At 49.1% G+C, this 14,504-nt stretch carries 14 protein-coding genes; 6 read left to right on the top strand and 8 right to left on the bottom strand.

Features of this window, described 5'->3' with window-relative positions; all coding sequences use genetic code 11:
• Positions 1-64 precede the first annotated feature (64 nt).
• A complete protein-coding gene (gene aspS / locus CAG64_RS00070; RefSeq protein WP_161453276.1) occupies positions 65-1,843 on the top strand; it encodes an aspartate--tRNA ligase in 1,779 nt (592 codons plus the stop codon).
• A 121-nt stretch (positions 1,844-1,964) separates the two neighbouring features.
• On the opposite strand, the gene CAG64_RS00065 is transcribed toward aspS, so the two are convergent.
• Positions 1,965-2,663, bottom strand: a complete 699-nt coding sequence (locus CAG64_RS00065; protein ID WP_161455127.1) for a pseudouridine synthase — start codon at positions 2,661-2,663, stop codon at positions 1,965-1,967.
• 304 nt (positions 2,664-2,967) lie between these two features.
• On the opposite strand from CAG64_RS00065, the gene CAG64_RS00060 reads away from it, so the two are divergent.
• Positions 2,968-5,190 (top strand): NADP-dependent isocitrate dehydrogenase, encoded by a 2,223-nt coding sequence (locus CAG64_RS00060; RefSeq protein ID WP_161455126.1) that lies wholly within the window; start codon positions 2,968-2,970, stop codon positions 5,188-5,190.
• Positions 5,191-5,255: 65 nt separating this feature from the next.
• Here the strand turns inward: CAG64_RS00060 and cspD are convergent, their stop codons facing one another.
• A complete protein-coding gene (gene cspD / locus CAG64_RS00055; protein WP_040902247.1) occupies positions 5,256-5,477 on the bottom strand; it encodes a cold shock domain-containing protein CspD in 222 nt (73 codons plus the stop codon).
• Between the two features lie 471 nt (positions 5,478-5,948).
• Here cspD and clpS point away from each other — a divergent pair, with 471 nt between their 5' ends.
• Positions 5,949-6,269, top strand: a complete 321-nt coding sequence (clpS, locus tag CAG64_RS00050) for an ATP-dependent Clp protease adapter ClpS (protein WP_021704073.1) — start codon at positions 5,949-5,951, stop codon at positions 6,267-6,269.
• 41 nt (positions 6,270-6,310) lie between these two features.
• Positions 6,311-8,584, top strand: a complete 2,274-nt coding sequence (gene clpA / locus CAG64_RS00045) for an ATP-dependent Clp protease ATP-binding subunit ClpA (protein WP_021704074.1) — start codon at positions 6,311-6,313, stop codon at positions 8,582-8,584.
• Between the two features lie 92 nt (positions 8,585-8,676).
• On the opposite strand, the gene CAG64_RS00040 is transcribed toward clpA, so the two are convergent.
• The 3 genes from CAG64_RS00040 to CAG64_RS00030 are packed head-to-tail and all read right to left on the bottom strand — an operon-like array spanning position 8,677 to position 11,036.
• Complete coding sequence (locus tag CAG64_RS00040; RefSeq protein ID WP_161453273.1) at positions 8,677-9,312, bottom strand: YdcF family protein; 636 nt, start codon at positions 9,310-9,312, stop codon at positions 8,677-8,679.
• Positions 9,305-10,153, bottom strand: a complete 849-nt coding sequence (locus tag CAG64_RS00035; RefSeq protein WP_161453272.1) for an NAD(P)H-binding protein — start codon at positions 10,151-10,153, stop codon at positions 9,305-9,307. Before CAG64_RS00035 ends, CAG64_RS00040 begins: the two co-directional genes overlap by 8 nt.
• Before the next feature lie 4 nt (positions 10,154-10,157).
• Entirely contained in the window at positions 10,158-11,036 is an 879-nt protein-coding gene (locus CAG64_RS00030) for a LysR family transcriptional regulator (protein ID WP_161455125.1), read from the bottom strand.
• 90 nt (positions 11,037-11,126) lie between these two features.
• Between CAG64_RS00030 and CAG64_RS00025 the strand changes: the two genes are divergently transcribed.
• Positions 11,127-11,555, top strand: a complete 429-nt coding sequence (locus CAG64_RS00025) for a PACE efflux transporter (RefSeq protein WP_021704078.1) — start codon at positions 11,127-11,129, stop codon at positions 11,553-11,555.
• A gap of 24 nt (positions 11,556-11,579) precedes the next feature.
• Here the strand turns inward: CAG64_RS00025 and CAG64_RS00020 are convergent, their stop codons facing one another.
• Positions 11,580-11,813 (bottom strand): TIGR02647 family protein, encoded by a 234-nt coding sequence (locus CAG64_RS00020; protein ID WP_021704079.1) that lies wholly within the window; start codon positions 11,811-11,813, stop codon positions 11,580-11,582.
• Between the two features lie 414 nt (positions 11,814-12,227).
• Here CAG64_RS00020 and focA point away from each other — a divergent pair, with 414 nt between their 5' ends.
• Positions 12,228-13,070 carry a formate transporter FocA gene (focA, locus tag CAG64_RS00015; RefSeq protein WP_161457275.1) on the top strand — a complete coding sequence of 281 codons (843 nt, stop codon included), beginning with the start codon at positions 12,228-12,230 and terminating at the stop codon, positions 13,068-13,070.
• Between the two features lie 49 nt (positions 13,071-13,119).
• Here focA and CAG64_RS00010 read toward each other — a convergent pair whose 3' ends face one another.
• Positions 13,120-13,263 carry a hypothetical protein gene (locus CAG64_RS00010; protein ID WP_156008758.1) on the bottom strand — a complete coding sequence of 48 codons (144 nt, stop codon included), beginning with the start codon at positions 13,261-13,263 and terminating at the stop codon, positions 13,120-13,122.
• Between the two features lie 196 nt (positions 13,264-13,459).
• Complete coding sequence (locus CAG64_RS00005) at positions 13,460-14,251, bottom strand: ABC transporter permease (RefSeq protein WP_021707125.1); 792 nt, start codon at positions 14,249-14,251, stop codon at positions 13,460-13,462.
• Between the last annotated feature and the right edge of the window lie 253 nt (positions 14,252-14,504).

Genomic DNA, 14,504 nt, shown 5'->3' with positions numbered 1-14,504 from the left:
CGGCTAGGTTAGCTCTGTAGCATGGAAATTGATAACTGATTAATTAGAGATTGGGAAATTCACTATGCGTACCCATTACTGTGGTCACCTGAACAAGTCCCTGGCAGGACAAACTGTAGAACTTTGCGGCTGGGTTAACCGTCGTCGCGATTTAGGCGGTCTGATTTTCATTGATATGCGAGATCGTGAAGGCATCGTTCAGGTAGTTGTTGATCCAGATATGGCAGATGCGTATGAAGTGGCGAACCAACTTCGTAATGAATTCTGTATCAAACTGACGGGTGAAGTACGTGCGCGTCCAGACAGTCAGGTCAATGCTGACATGGCAACCGGTGAAGTTGAGATTCTGGCCAAAGGCTTGGAAATCATCAACCGTTCGGACGTTCTTCCACTGGATTTCAACCAAAAGAACACTGAAGAGCAGCGTCTGAAATACCGTTATCTGGATCTGCGTCGCCCGGAAATGAGTGATCGCATCAAACTGCGCGCGAAAGCCTCTAGCTTCGTACGTCGTTTTCTGGATGACAACGGTTTCCTTGACATCGAAACGCCAGTGTTGACCAAAGCGACCCCAGAAGGTGCGCGTGACTATCTGGTACCAAGCCGTGTCCATAAAGGCAGCTTCTATGCGCTTCCTCAATCGCCTCAGCTATTCAAACAGTTGTTGATGATGTCGGGCTTTGATCGTTACTACCAAATCGTTAAATGTTTCCGTGACGAAGACTTGCGTGCAGACCGTCAGCCAGAATTCACTCAGATCGATATCGAAACGTCATTCATGACGTCTGATCAAGTACGTGCGACTACGGAAAAAATGGTGCGCGAAATGTGGCAAGAGCTGCTAAACGTCGACCTGGGCCAGTTCCCGGTAATGCCGTTTAGTGAAGCGATCCGCCGTTTTGGCTCTGACAAGCCTGACCTGCGTAACCCGCTGGAGCTTGTTGACGTTGCTGATCTCGTTAAAGATGTTGAGTTCAAAGTATTCTCAGGCCCGGCAAATGATGAAAAAGGCCGTGTTGCGGTTATTCGCGTCCCGGGTGGCGCAGAACTGACCCGCAAACAGATTGACGGTTACGGGGAATTTGTTGGTATCTACGGCGCGAAAGGTCTGGCGTGGATGAAGGTCAACGATCGTGCTGCTGGCATGGAAGGTATCCAGTCGCCAGTGGCGAAGTTCCTGAGCGAAGATGTGATCAACGCCATTTTGGATCGCACACACGCAGAATCTGGTGACATCATTCTGTTTGGTGCAGACAAAGCCGGTATCGTGGCAGAAGCTCTGGGTGCACTGCGTCTGAAGCTGGGCAAAGACCTGCAACTGACTGACGAGTCTGCATGGGCACCATTGTGGGTCGTGGATTTCCCAATGTTTGAAGAAGACGACGAAGGTAATCTGCACGCAATGCATCACCCATTTACAGCCCCTCTGGGTGTGAGTGCGCAGGAGCTGAAAGCTAACCCGGCAGCAGCAAACTCAAACGCTTACGATATGGTTATCAATGGCTACGAAGTGGGCGGTGGCTCTGTTCGTATCCATAACGCAGACATGCAAGCTGCGGTGTTCGATATCCTGGGTATTGATGCGGACGAACAACGCTTGAAATTTGGCTTCCTGCTGGATGCATTGAAATTCGGTACACCACCACATGCGGGTCTGGCGTTTGGTTTGGACCGTCTGGTGATGCTGCTGTGTGGGACAGAGAACATCCGCGATGTGATTGCATTCCCGAAAACAACTGCAGCAGCGTGTCTGTTGACCGATGCTCCAAGCCTGGCAAATCCAGCCGCGTTGGAAGAACTGGCGATTGCCGTTACGGTAGCAAAAGAAAAAGAAGCAGAATAAGTACTCTCCTGACTCGCTTATTTGGTTTTAAACAAAAAACGCCACTTCAGTTGAAGTGGCGTTTTTTTGTTGTAGGTGTGCGGCTTGATGCCCGGCGAAATGGCGATAGAAAAGAGGAAGACTAGCGGCCCAGTTGGATACGTTTCCATTCCCCAGGCTGGAGATTGTCCAGCGTAATATCACCCATGGAATAGCGGATCAGGCGCAGCGTCGGAAAGCCGATATGAGCGGTCATGCGCCGAACCTGTCGGTTACGGCCTTCAATAATCGTGATGGCCAGCCAGGTGGTGGGAATGTTGGCACGAAAGCGCACTGGTGGAATGCGCTCCCAGATCTCAGGGGCTTCCATCATCTCGACTTTCGCCGGTAGTGTCATGCCGTCTTTCAACTCAACGCCTTGGCGTAATTTCTCCAAGTCGGCCTCTTGCGGGGCACCGTCAACCTGAACCCAGTAGGTTTTCGGGGACTTAGATTTTGGCTGAGTGAGTCTGGCTTGCAATACACCGTCATTGGTCAGTACCATCAGACCTTCACTGTCTCGATCGAGTCGCCCTGCGGCGTAGACATCTTTCACCGGGATGTAGTCCGCGAGTGTTTTACGTCCATCGCCATCCGTAAACTGGCTGAGGGTGTCGTACGGTTTGTTAAACACGATCACTTGTCGGTCTTGTGGCGCGACTCGGGCTTTTTGTGCCGGCCGGCTCTGGCGATGTTTGCCATTGGCTGACGCTGCTTTGTGCTGGGTCGCACGACGTTTAAAACCGTTTTTGCGAGAATCAGAAGATTTTCGCGGCGACTCACGATGTGAGCTTGGTGACATGTTAACTACCTTGCAAAAATGTAAATGAACTGTGGTGGAAAGTTTTCTGCAAGCCTGAAATAGGCTATCATTTGCGCGCCCAAAAACAGGATTGGCGAACAAGATAATAGACTATTATCTTGGTTTTGTTTAATTATAACTAACAAGCTCTCACGGACTGTGCTCCTGAAGAGGAGATACAGAGAACATTAAAGAGACAGACAATCGCATGCAAGTATTGAGGGGATGAAGTACCAACTTGTAAGCGGACATTCACACAGCGTCATTCATCCGATGACGACTGTTAGAACAATAGGGAAATTTCATGCCTACAGAAAAACCTACAATTATTTACACCATCACTGATGAAGCACCAGCACTAGCCACGTATTCACTGCTACCGATCATTCAATCCTTCACTGCTTCATCGGGTATCAACGTCGAAACACGCGATATCTCTCTGGCTGGGCGCATCATTGCGAACTTCCCTGAACATCTGAAAGAAGGCCAGCGTATTGGTGACGCTCTGGCTGAGCTGGGCGAATTAGCGAAAACCCCTGAAGCGAACATCATCAAACTTCCGAACATCTCGGCATCTGTCCCTCAGCTAAGAGCGGCCATCAAAGAGCTTCAGGCCAAAGGTTACGACCTACCGAACTACCCGGATGAGCCAAGCACGTACGAAGAAGAAGCGATCAAAGCAACCTACGACAAGATCAAAGGCAGTGCGGTAAACCCGGTATTGCGTGAAGGTAACTCTGATCGTCGTGCGCCTACGTCTGTGAAGAACTACGCGAAGAAGAACCCACATTCCATGGGGGCGTGGTCTGCAGACTCTAAATCTCATGTCTCAAGCATGTCAGACAAAGACTTCTTCGGTAGTGAGAAGTCGCTGACGTTAGACGGCGCCACTGACGTAAAAATTGAATTTGTCGGCCAAGACGGTTCAGTGAAGGAACTGAAAGCGGCATTTCCGCTGCTGGACAAAGAGATCATTGACAGCTCGGTGATGAGCAAAAAAGCCTTGGTTGCGTTTTTTGAGCAAGAAATCGCCGATGCAAAACAGAAAGACGTTCTGCTGTCACTGCACATGAAAGCCACCATGATGAAGGTGTCTGATCCAGTGATTTTCGGACATGCGGTGAAAGTCTACTACAAAGACGTATTCGACAAGTACGGTGAGCTATTCACTAAACTGGGTGTGGATGTCAACAACGGCATTGGCGATGTTTATGCGAAGATTCAGGCTCTGCCAGAAGCGCAGAAAGCAGAAATCGAAGCCGCGCTGCAAGCCGTGTACGAAACACAACCACCACTGGCGATGGTTGACTCCGATCGTGGTATCACCAACCTGCACGTGCCGAGTGACATCATTGTGGATGCCTCTATGCCGGCAATGCTGCGTGCGTCAGGCCAAATGTGGGGCCCTGATGGTAAGCAACAAGACACCAAAGCGATGATTCCGGACCGCAGTTACGCGGGCATTTACCAGGCAGTGATCGACTTCTGTAAAGAGCACGGCGCTTTCGATCCGACGACAATGGGTAGCGTACCAAACGTTGGTTTGATGGCGCAGAAAGCGGAAGAGTACGGTTCGCACGATAAGACGTTCATTCTGGATGCGGCGGGCAGTGTACGTATCGTTGATGCGTCAGGCACCGTGTTGCTGGAGCAAGCCGTAGAGGAAGGCGATATCTTCCGTATGTGTCAGGTCAAGGATGCACCTATCCAGGATTGGGTGAAACTGGCAGTGACGCGTGCACGTGCCACCGGCGCACCAGCGGTATTCTGGCTTGATGAACACCGCGCCCATGATGCGGAACTGATCAAGAAAGTGAATGCCTACTTGCCAGAGCACGACACAAACGGTCTGGACATTAAGATCCTGGCACCGCTGGAAGCATGTATGTTCTCGCTTGACCGCATCAAAGAAGGTCTGGACACTATTTCAGTCACAGGTAACGTACTGCGTGACTACCTGACCGACCTGTTCCCGATTCTGGAACTGGGTACGTCAGCTAAGATGTTGTCTATTGTACCGCTGATGAACGGTGGTGGCTTGTTTGAAACCGGGGCAGGCGGCTCTGCGCCGAAGCACGTTCAACAGGTTGAGAAAGAAAACCATCTGCGTTGGGATTCCCTGGGTGAGTTCCTGGCTTTGGCGGCGTCGCTTGAACATCTAAGTACTGTGGCTGGCAATGCTAAGGCCCAAGTGCTGGCTGATGCTTTGGACAAAGCAACGGGTCAGTTTCTGGACAACAACAAGTCGCCATCACGTAAAGTGGGTGAACTGGATAACCGTGGCAGCCATTACTATCTGGCGACTTACTGGGCTCAGGCGCTGGTTGAGCAAGCGGATGATGCGGAACTGGCGGCGCAGTTTGCCCCAATCGCAAAAGCTCTGGCTGAGAATGAAGCTGCGATCGTGGCTGAGCTCAATGGCGCTCAGGGCACGCCGGGTGATTTAGGTGGTTATTACCTGCCTGAATTCGACAAAGCGTCGGCGCTGATGCGTCCAAGCACGATTCTGAATAAGATCATCGGCTAAGTCGATGACCAATAAAAAACCCGCTAGCAGGCGGGTTTTTTGTTACTACAACACTTGGCAGCGAACTATTTTAACGAATGACCCTCGATAGGGGTCACTGAGCTTGCGTGAAATCCTTTTGGACCACGTTCAACTTCATAACTTACTTGTTGGCCAGCTTTTAGGGTACGATAACCGTCCATCTGAATGGTTGAATAGTGCGCGAAAATATCGCCGTCCTCACCTTCCGGACAGATAAAACCAAATCCCTTGGCATTGTTAAACCATTTTACTGTACCTGTAGCCATGCTATACATCCCTCATGCATTTTGTTACTGATGTTGTTTGTGCGACGACCTGTTACTTCCTATGTCGTCTTTGATACAAAAGTGAATATCAATTCAGCCGCTGCCAAATTTTTAGTCACTCATCCCCAATGTAGTCAATGATTGAGCACAGTCAATAGTAAAAACGTATTAACACCTGCATATTTGCAAACAAATCACTATTGATGTTTACATTGCTGTAACCTTGCAAATCCTCATTAGTGCTTTGCTGAGACAAAACGCGACTTTTGTCTGTATTCTGTGCAAACAAACCGTGTACGCTGTGCAATAGAAATCTTTTATTTGCAGCGATACAATTGCTGCATTAGTCTCTAAGTAAGAGGTCTTTTCGACAGGTCAATTTCCTGTCCCTACTTGGAGACTCACGACACAAAAAATTGCCACAATTCAGTGGTAAACTTGTTAGAAAGGGCACTCTGAATCCAATAAACCATGAGCAAACATTTTGAATGGGTGTCTCCAGACTCAGACCTACTGGAGAAAGAGAAAACCAAAGTCCAGCCACCGGCTATGTATAACGTAATCCTCAATAACGACGATTACACACCTATGGACTTTGTGATTGAAATCCTTGAGCGTTTTTTCTCGATGGACATTGATAAAGCGACGCAGGTCATGCTCAAGGTACACTACGAAGGTAGAGCGGTTTGCGGCACGTTTACGGCCGAAGTCGCGGAGACGAAAGTAGCACAAGTGACGATGTACTCAAGGGAAAATGAGCATCCGCTACTTTGTACGATGGAACAAGCGTAGAACTTGTTCGAACAACATTGTTGTTCCTTAAGGAGGTACTTATGCTGAATAAAGAATTAGAGTCAAGTCTGAACGGTGCGTTCGCTCGTGCCAGAGACAAACGACATGAGTTTATGACCGTCGAGCACCTCCTGTTGGCATTGTTGGACAATGATGCCGCCAGAGAAGCCCTACTTGCCTGTCAGGCCGACCTGGACGCCTTGCGCCAGGAACTGGATATTTTTATCGATCAAACCACGCCGCTCATTCCAGAAAATGATGAGACGCGTGAAACTCAACCCACGCTCAGTTTCCAGCGGGTACTTCAACGCGCCGTATTCCACGTTCAGTCATCCGGACGCAATGAAGTGACTGGCGCAAACGTGTTGGTTGCCATTTTTAGTGAGCAGGAATCCCATGCTGCTTACCTGCTGAAAAAGAACGACATCAGTCGACTGGATATCGTTAACTTTATTTCTCACGGCATTACTAAAGCGTCAAATACCGGAGACGACGCTTCCTCTTCTTCTGACTCGTTCAGTAGTGAAAGTACCGATGATTCCGGTTCAGAAGAGCGCCTGGAAAGTTTTGCAACCAACCTCAACCAGATGGCGAAAGAAGGCAATATCGATCCGCTGATTGGTCGTGACAAAGAACTGGAGCGCACCATTCAGGTATTGTGTCGCCGTCGTAAAAATAACCCGTTGCTCGTCGGGGAAGCCGGGGTGGGTAAAACCGCCATTGCCGAAGGTCTTGCGTGGAGAATTGTTGAAGGAAATGTGCCGGAAGTGATTCAGAACAGCGTCATTTATTCGCTGGACATTGGTTCACTGCTTGCGGGCACTAAGTACCGCGGTGACTTTGAGAAGCGTTTTAAAACGATTCTCAAACAGCTGGAAAAAGAACAGGATGCGATCCTGTTCATTGACGAGATTCACACTATTATCGGTGCCGGTGCGGCGTCAGGTGGTCAGGTGGACGCGGCCAATCTGATCAAGCCGTTACTGAGCAGCGGTAAGTTACGCTGTATTGGTTCGACAACCTACCAAGAGTACAGCAACATTTTTGAGAAAGAGCGTGCCTTGTCACGTCGATTCCAGAAAATCGATATCGTAGAACCGTCGCTCGACGATACGACCAAGATTTTGATGGGGCTAAAACCGAAATACGAAGCGCACCATGAAGTGCGTTACACCAACAAAGCGCTGCGTGCGGCAGTGGAGTTGTCGGCGAAGTACATCAATGAGCGTCATCTGCCCGATAAGGCGATCGATGTTATTGATGAAGCGGGTGCCCGCAGCCGTCTGGCTCCGGCCAGCCGTCGTAAGAAAACCGTCGGCGTGGCAGATATTGAAGCCATGGTTGCGAAAATGGCGCGCATTCCTGAGAAATCCGTCTCTTCTTCAGACAAAGACATTCTGCAGAATTTGGATGAGAAGATGAAGATGTTGGTGTTCGGACAGGATGCGGCTATCGATGCATTGTCGGAAGCCATCAAGCTGTCTCGTGCTGGTTTGGGCGCGGACAACAAACCTGTGGGCTCTTTCCTGTTTGCCGGTCCTACTGGTGTAGGTAAAACAGAGGTGACGGTGCAGTTATCTAAATTGCTGGGAATAGAACTGCTGCGTTTCGACATGTCGGAATACGGTGAGCGTCATTCCATCAGCCGTTTGATTGGTGCGCCCCCTGGCTACGTTGGTTATGACCAGGGCGGCTTGCTCACCGATGCGGTGATCAAGCATCCTCACTCTGTTGTGTTGCTCGACGAGATTGAAAAAGCGCACCCGGACATCTTTAACCTGCTACTACAGGTCATGGACAACGGGACATTGACCGACAACAACGGCCGCAAAGCGGACTTCCGTAATGTGATTCTGGTGATGACCACCAATGCTGGCGTTCAGGAAACCGTGAAACAGTCTATCGGCCTGATCCAGCAGGATCACAGCCATGATGCGATGTCGGAAATTAAAAAGGTATTCACACCGGAATTCCGCAACCGTCTGGACAACATCATCTGGTTCAATAGCCTGGATGAAGCGGTGATTCATCAGGTGGTCGATAAGTTCATTGTTGAGCTTCAGGCGCAACTGGACGCTCGCGGCGTGTCACTGGAAGTGTCCGAAGATGCCCGTCATTGGTTGGCAAACAAGGGTTACGACAAATCCATGGGCGCGCGTCCAATGGGGCGTGTGATTCAGGAACAACTGAAAAAACCTCTTGCCAATGAATTGTTGTTTGGTGAGCTGGTGGACGGCGGTACGGTAAAAGTGACGTTGGACAACGATAAACTCAAGTTCCATTACCTGAGTGAGCGTGAAGCGGCAGTACACTAACGCGGTTATCCTCAACATGAAAAAGCCCGGTTTATCCGGGCTTTTGTTTGATTTGCACTTGCTCTACGTCCTTACAGCCTGCGTGTAGGGCATCACAGCGGATACTGTTTGAGCACTTGTTGGTAGGCATGTTCCACATGGGCGGGGATGTCCTGCGCAGTCTGAAAGCCTTTCTCCGGATAGGTTTTTATTCGCTCAAAGTCACCCAGCATTGCGGTCACCACCAGATCCAAATCAATGTCTTCATTAATGTAATCCAGCAGAGAGCCGGCCTGAGAGGTTACCGCGACACGTTCATACTCCTCAGGCCACTGTTTTTCAAACGTCGCTATTGCGCGCCTTTCCATATAGGGTTTTTGCACCAGCAGTAATTGTTTGGCGTCTATACCTCGGGTTTTGAGCTGACGGTGGGAAAAAACAATGTTTTCTCCCGTGTTGGACGCTTCCGTTTCGAGGATGATGGCATGTGCTGGTACGCCACAATCACGTGCTACTTCCGCGAAGGTTTCCGCTTCGCTTTTATCAAACAGCCCTTCGGTTAAGCGGCCAGCGCCACCAGAGAAGACAATTATTGGGGCCAGATTCTGGTGATATAACTGGGCCGCCACTTCCGCCACCCGAACATCGTTGCTACCCAGCACAACCAGACAGTCCGCGGCCTGCGGGGGGTGGTTAAGCTGCATGTAATTCCACAAAGTCTCTAAGTGCTGGTAGAGGTGTTCAGCCATGTTCGTGCTCCGCTATGTGATTGAGTGCTTCCAGCGTATGAGTAAAGTGGAAGCGATATCCGAGAGATTCAATGCGATCCGCCACAATGCGTTTGTCCGCTTGGTCTACGATAGGGGGCAGCGCAATATCATTACCTGACAAGTCGATAGCCTGCTGATAGAACTCTGCTTTGCTGACAGTAAACGGCGTGGTGGCATTCACAGTTTGGTTGCCTTCTTTCAGCGCACAAAAACTGACGATGCCAACGGCATCCAATTGATGAATCATGTTGGCTGGTGCGGTCGTGCTGACCGTCTTTAATCTGGCCGCAAAACGGGCAGGATTGCGATCCGGACCGATCAAGCCGCTTGGGCGGACAATAGCAAACTTGAGCCCTGAGTCGATCACGGTTTGTTCCGCGGTCAGCATGATTCGTGCGTTGTCGGAAAACAGCTCATTGTGCATTGCCAGAGTCAGGTTAGCTTTGTCTTCGGTCATGTCTTCGGCAATGGACGGATAAACCGTGGTTGAACTTATCATCACGATTTTGTGTACTTTTGCTGCTTGGCAGGCGCTGACCAGATGTTGCCATTGTTGGACGTAGCTATCGCCATGGCCACGGCGAAAGCCGGGAGGGAAGCAGCCAATCACGATCTCGCTTTGCTGGCGAATCAGCTCTTCAGTCAACGGCTCAATATCGTGGTTAAGATCCGCGATAAACGCCTGCATGCCTTCTTCTTGTAATGCCTGGCATCCTTTTGCCGTCGTACGGCTGACCGTGACCTGATGCCCGATGGTAGAAAGGAACTTGGCGAGCGGCTTACCCAGCCACCCGGCACCGATGATGGTGATGTTTTGCATATGGCTATCCTATTTGCTCTCTGAGTAGAAATCTGAGTTGCTGATAGATTGGCAGGCTACTGTGACGCTGATGTTGAATTACATCGATATTCGCTAGCCAGCCTAACCGTTCGAACTCTGTCGGGACTCTGACTAACTTACCAGATTTCACCGCAGATTCAGCAATATGTTCGGGTAGCAGGCACCAGCCGTAGCCTTCAACAGCGAGCTCCAATAAAATGTAATAGTTGTCTGCGTACCAAATATCTGGGCTGATTGCTTGCTGAAAGCTGCTGGTCGCCACATTGCGCGAGCGAATCAATAGCTGGCGATGAAGGCGTAGCATATCCATGTGGGCTGCGACACTCGCTCCGAGCGGATGTGTTGCGGCAACAAAGATATCGAACTTCACTGCACCGATGCATTCAAAATCAATCCCGTGCGGGATATCCAATTCGCTGAACACCAATCCCGTGGTGGCCCGGCCGCTCTCAACCATATCGATAATGTCTTTGCTGGAGGCACTTAGCAGTTCCAACTGAATATCCGGAAACTGCTGCGCTAGTTGCTGCATGGTCGGCAAAATATTGTGAACGGGAATGCCTTCGTCCAGCGCGATGCATATTTCCGAGGGTTGGTTTAGAAACAAGGTCGAGGCCGTATGCTGTAATCGTTTGTGCTGCAACAGCGTAGCACGGGCGTGCGACAGCAGTTTCGTCCCATGTTCTGTCAGGACAGGGTAACGTCCGTGGCGGTCAAACAGTTCGACACCGCAATCGATCTCCAAATTCATGATGTGTTGACTGACAACCGACTGGGCTTTACCCAAAGCTCTTGCTGCACTGGAAAATGAGCCCGCGTCAACGGTGGCGACGAAGGCCTCAAGTTGTTCTATACCAAACATATCGTTTTTACCGATGGTATCTAATTATTACTTATCCCTATATTAGATGAAAATCTTCCTATCGATACAACAATAATGTGAGTAGATTCCATGACAAACAAAGAACGCCTTTTTCATGCCGCTGTGTTTGAGCTTTTAGCGCTGATCATGATTATTCCTGTTTCCGCTCTGCTGACGGGTAAAGGCACCGGACAACTGGCCATGGTGGGGGTTGGGCTGAGCCTGTTTACCGTGGTTTGGAATTATGTGTACAACCTGGGTTTTGACCGTTTTGCCGGAGCGGATCGCTCCACGAGATCACTGGCGGTACGTTTAGTCCATACAACAGGATTTGAAGGAGGGCTGCTGTTTATTACCATTCCGACCGTGGCCTGGTTTCTCAACATCAGCCTGATGGCAGCAATCGTACTTGAGGCCGGGTTTCTGGTGTTCTTCTTTATCTACACCATGGTGTTCAACTGGGGCTACGACAAATATCAGCCTTATCAGTGGTTGTTCCGTCGGGTGGGAGAGCAGTAAAAAGGGGCCGTTCGGCCCCTTTCTTTATGAACAGAGAACACGCAGAATTTTGTCGGCATGCTCTGCGACTTCTATCCCTTCATCCGTCAGATAGCCGCCATCGGGTAGGGTACATAGCCCTCTTTCATGCAGACGTTTGATGGCCGCCTGACTCTCTTCTGACGCCTGATGGTGAACCTTGATGCCAGTGGCTGCGCTACTCAAATCAAACTGGAGCAACAGGTTTAGTTCCGCGATGTGTTCATCGGTATATTTCATCCGCATATCCTTTTTCTCGGTCTTTGTTCAACAGTATGACCCCACTAGCTAACGGGCAATCACCAGCGACCAGAAATGTTAGCTAAAGCGCGTAAATTTAATTTTTTGCGTCGATATGCATATAAAGTAATAAAAATGCTTTTTAATATGAGAAATTAAGCTAAAGCGAAATTAAAACGGGTTTATATACAATTGTTTAAGCGCATTTTTTACTAAATTCATAGAGTTAATGCTGCAAATGATTTCCTGACCCACAGCTTGATCACGCTGATTGATAAACTCGATTAATGTGTTGCTACTCTCGATTACAACATTTTCTGTAAGCATAAAAAATTGCTCTTGAATTCCCTTTTGATTGGGGGGATCATCCGCCGCTCCGAATAACCTGTTTCAAAATGTAACTGCATTATGACTATGAACGTAAACCCTTTTGATTCGCTGTTACCGCCACAAATGGCAGAGCGAGCCGCGGAAGTCGGCGTGGGTAAGGTCAATAAAAAACTCTACAAGTCGTTTTTACTGGCAATGTCAGCGGGCATTCACATCGGAATTGCCTTCGTATTTTATACTGTCGTGACCACCGGGACGCAGGATGTCGCTTATGGTCTGAGTAAGTTTGCTGGTGGTCTTGCCTTTAGCTTGGGGTTGATTCTGGTTGTAATTACCGGCGGAGAACTGTTTACCAGTTCGGTGCTAACATTAGTGGCCAAAGCCAGTGGCAAAATATCCTGGACCGATCTGCTGAAAAACTGGTTAGTGGTGTACCTTGGCAACATGGCGGGTTCAATCTGTCTGGTGGTGATCATGCTGGCGACCCGCCAGTACATGGAAGACGGCGGTCAACTTGGCCTCAATGCGATGGCCATTTCACAACATAAACTCCATCACAGTTTCATTCAGGCGGTCGCACTTGGCATTATGTGTAACGTTCTGGTGTGTCTGGCAGTCTGGATGACGTTCAGTGCCCGGTCTTTGACGGATAAAGTGATGGTGCTGATCCTGCCGGTGGCAATGTTTGTTGCGTCGGGCTTTGAGCACTGCATTGCGAATATGTTCCAGGTGCCTATGGCGATCGGAATCAAGTTGTTTGCTCCGGCAGAATTCTGGCAGATGACCGGGGCGGACATCAGCCAATATGCGGATTTGAATCTAGCGGGGTTTATCTTGAATAATTTGATTCCGGTGACACTGGGTAATATTATCGGCGGTGGTCTGTTTGTTGGTATGTGGTACTGGTTGATCTACCTGAGAGACTGAGTTCCCAGCACGGTTGAAGTAAAAAAGCGGCTCATTAAGAGCCGCTTTTTTAATGTATCCATTGCTCCGTAACGTCAGTGTCTAACGTTTCGGATTCCACCAGCTCATCGGGCGTGGTGACCAACCAGTTTTTCAGATCATCCTGATCAAACTCTGAGTACTCATGATGTCTGGTGACCATTGACTCAATCATCGGCATTCCTTGTCTGAGATGAGAAGCAAGTTGAATAATAATTAACCAGTATGACGGTGTCGTGTCAACTCAAATACACCTCTGTGACGTGCGGATCTCATTTTGTGGATAACTGATGTAAAAAGGTTATCCACATTTTCTGTGGATAACGTGTTTTAAAGTCGGTGTGCAATTTAATTTCAAGGATTTGTGAGCTTTATCGTTTGAGGAACGAAACACTAACGCGCCCCTCTTTTGTTAGAATTTTTCTCTGAGTAAATTGGATACACAGCGTGAGAGAGATGCTCATCATGGTGAAAATCGCGATCATGATCATCAATTGGTATTTGATCGCTACCATTGGCGACGCGCCTGACAGTATCTGACCTGTCATCATGCCCGGTAGAGTGACTAACCCCATAGTGGTCATCGATGCCAGGATCGGAGCCAGCGCTTTTTGCATGGCGTTTTGCACAAACGGTCTGGATGCATAATAAGGCGAAGCGCCAAGAGAAATTGCTGCTTCGTACTCCATTTTTCGCTCTTCGTACGCGCTGAACAGATTCTGCAGTGCAACGATATTACCACTCAGGCTATTCCCAAGGAGCATACCCGATAAAGGGATCACATATTGTGCGCTATAGAGTGGAGTGGGTTGGACTACAGCTAAACAAAGGATAAGCAGGAGCGGAGCCAGGCCGATCATTAATCCAGCGCTTACTGGCCCCATCAGGACACGTTTGGGTAGCCGAGATTTACTCAGAATGGCACTGGCACCGACCATGACCATCAGCACTAGCCAGAGCAGGTTGATGGTCAGACTGTTGAGGCTGAACAAATACTCAAGGTAGACACCGACAAGACATAATTGAATTGTCATCCTGCCGACACCCAGTACGATGTCGCGTCCCAGATTAAGCTGATAATAATGGTTGATAGTAAGAGGAACCACCAGGATCAGCCCAAACACTCCTAGCTGACCCCAACCGATATCGATAATCTCCTGCACAGTGAACCTCTTTGTGGGTGTATGACTCTGTTATTTTATCTCTTTTTACCGCTTTGCTCGCGGCCTGTCGCTGAGTTGTGAAAAATCGCTGCCAATCAGGGCTACTATCTGAGATGTGTGGGGCGCAAATGATGCTGTCTTACTGCGATGAAATCCACTCAGTCAAATAAAAAATCGCAACACTTCTTTAATTTTCTGTTTTCAATACAACCTGAATAAATTTAACAATGCCATTATTTTCAGAGTCAATATG

The organism is Vibrio sp. V38_P2S17PM301, from assembly GCF_009904845.1.
Classification (GTDB): Bacteria; Pseudomonadota; Gammaproteobacteria; order Enterobacterales; family Vibrionaceae; genus Vibrio; species Vibrio proteolyticus.
This window is presented reverse-complemented; position numbering and strand designations above follow the sequence as displayed.

Excerpts from the sequence above, each read along its gene's own strand:
- CAG64_RS00035 (WP_161453272.1), bottom strand. The coding sequence starts at position 10,153 with ATGCAAAACATCACCATCATCGGTGCCGGGTGGCTGGGTAAGCCGCTC.
- clpA (WP_021704074.1), top strand. The coding sequence starts at position 6,311 with ATGCTGAATAAAGAATTAGAGTCAAGTCTGAACGGTGCGTTCGCTCGT.
- aspS (WP_161453276.1), top strand. The coding sequence starts at position 65 with ATGCGTACCCATTACTGTGGTCACCTGAACAAGTCCCTGGCAGGACAA.
- cspD (WP_040902247.1), bottom strand. The coding sequence starts at position 5,477 with ATGGCTACAGGTACAGTAAAATGGTTTAACAATGCCAAGGGATTTGGT.
- CAG64_RS00060 (WP_161455126.1), top strand. The coding sequence starts at position 2,968 with ATGCCTACAGAAAAACCTACAATTATTTACACCATCACTGATGAAGCA.
- CAG64_RS00025 (WP_021704078.1), top strand. The coding sequence starts at position 11,127 with ATGACAAACAAAGAACGCCTTTTTCATGCCGCTGTGTTTGAGCTTTTA.
- CAG64_RS00030 (WP_161455125.1), bottom strand. The coding sequence starts at position 11,036 with ATGTTTGGTATAGAACAACTTGAGGCCTTCGTCGCCACCGTTGACGCG.
- CAG64_RS00020 (WP_021704079.1), bottom strand. The coding sequence starts at position 11,813 with ATGAAATATACCGATGAACACATCGCGGAACTAAACCTGTTGCTCCAG.
- CAG64_RS00065 (WP_161455127.1), bottom strand. The coding sequence starts at position 2,663 with ATGTCACCAAGCTCACATCGTGAGTCGCCGCGAAAATCTTCTGATTCT.
- CAG64_RS00040 (WP_161453273.1), bottom strand. The coding sequence starts at position 9,312 with ATGGCTGAACACCTCTACCAGCACTTAGAGACTTTGTGGAATTACATG.
- focA (WP_161457275.1), top strand. The coding sequence starts at position 12,228 with ATGAACGTAAACCCTTTTGATTCGCTGTTACCGCCACAAATGGCAGAG.
- CAG64_RS00010 (WP_156008758.1), bottom strand. The coding sequence starts at position 13,263 with ATGATTGAGTCAATGGTCACCAGACATCATGAGTACTCAGAGTTTGAT.
- clpS (WP_021704073.1), top strand. The coding sequence starts at position 5,949 with ATGAGCAAACATTTTGAATGGGTGTCTCCAGACTCAGACCTACTGGAG.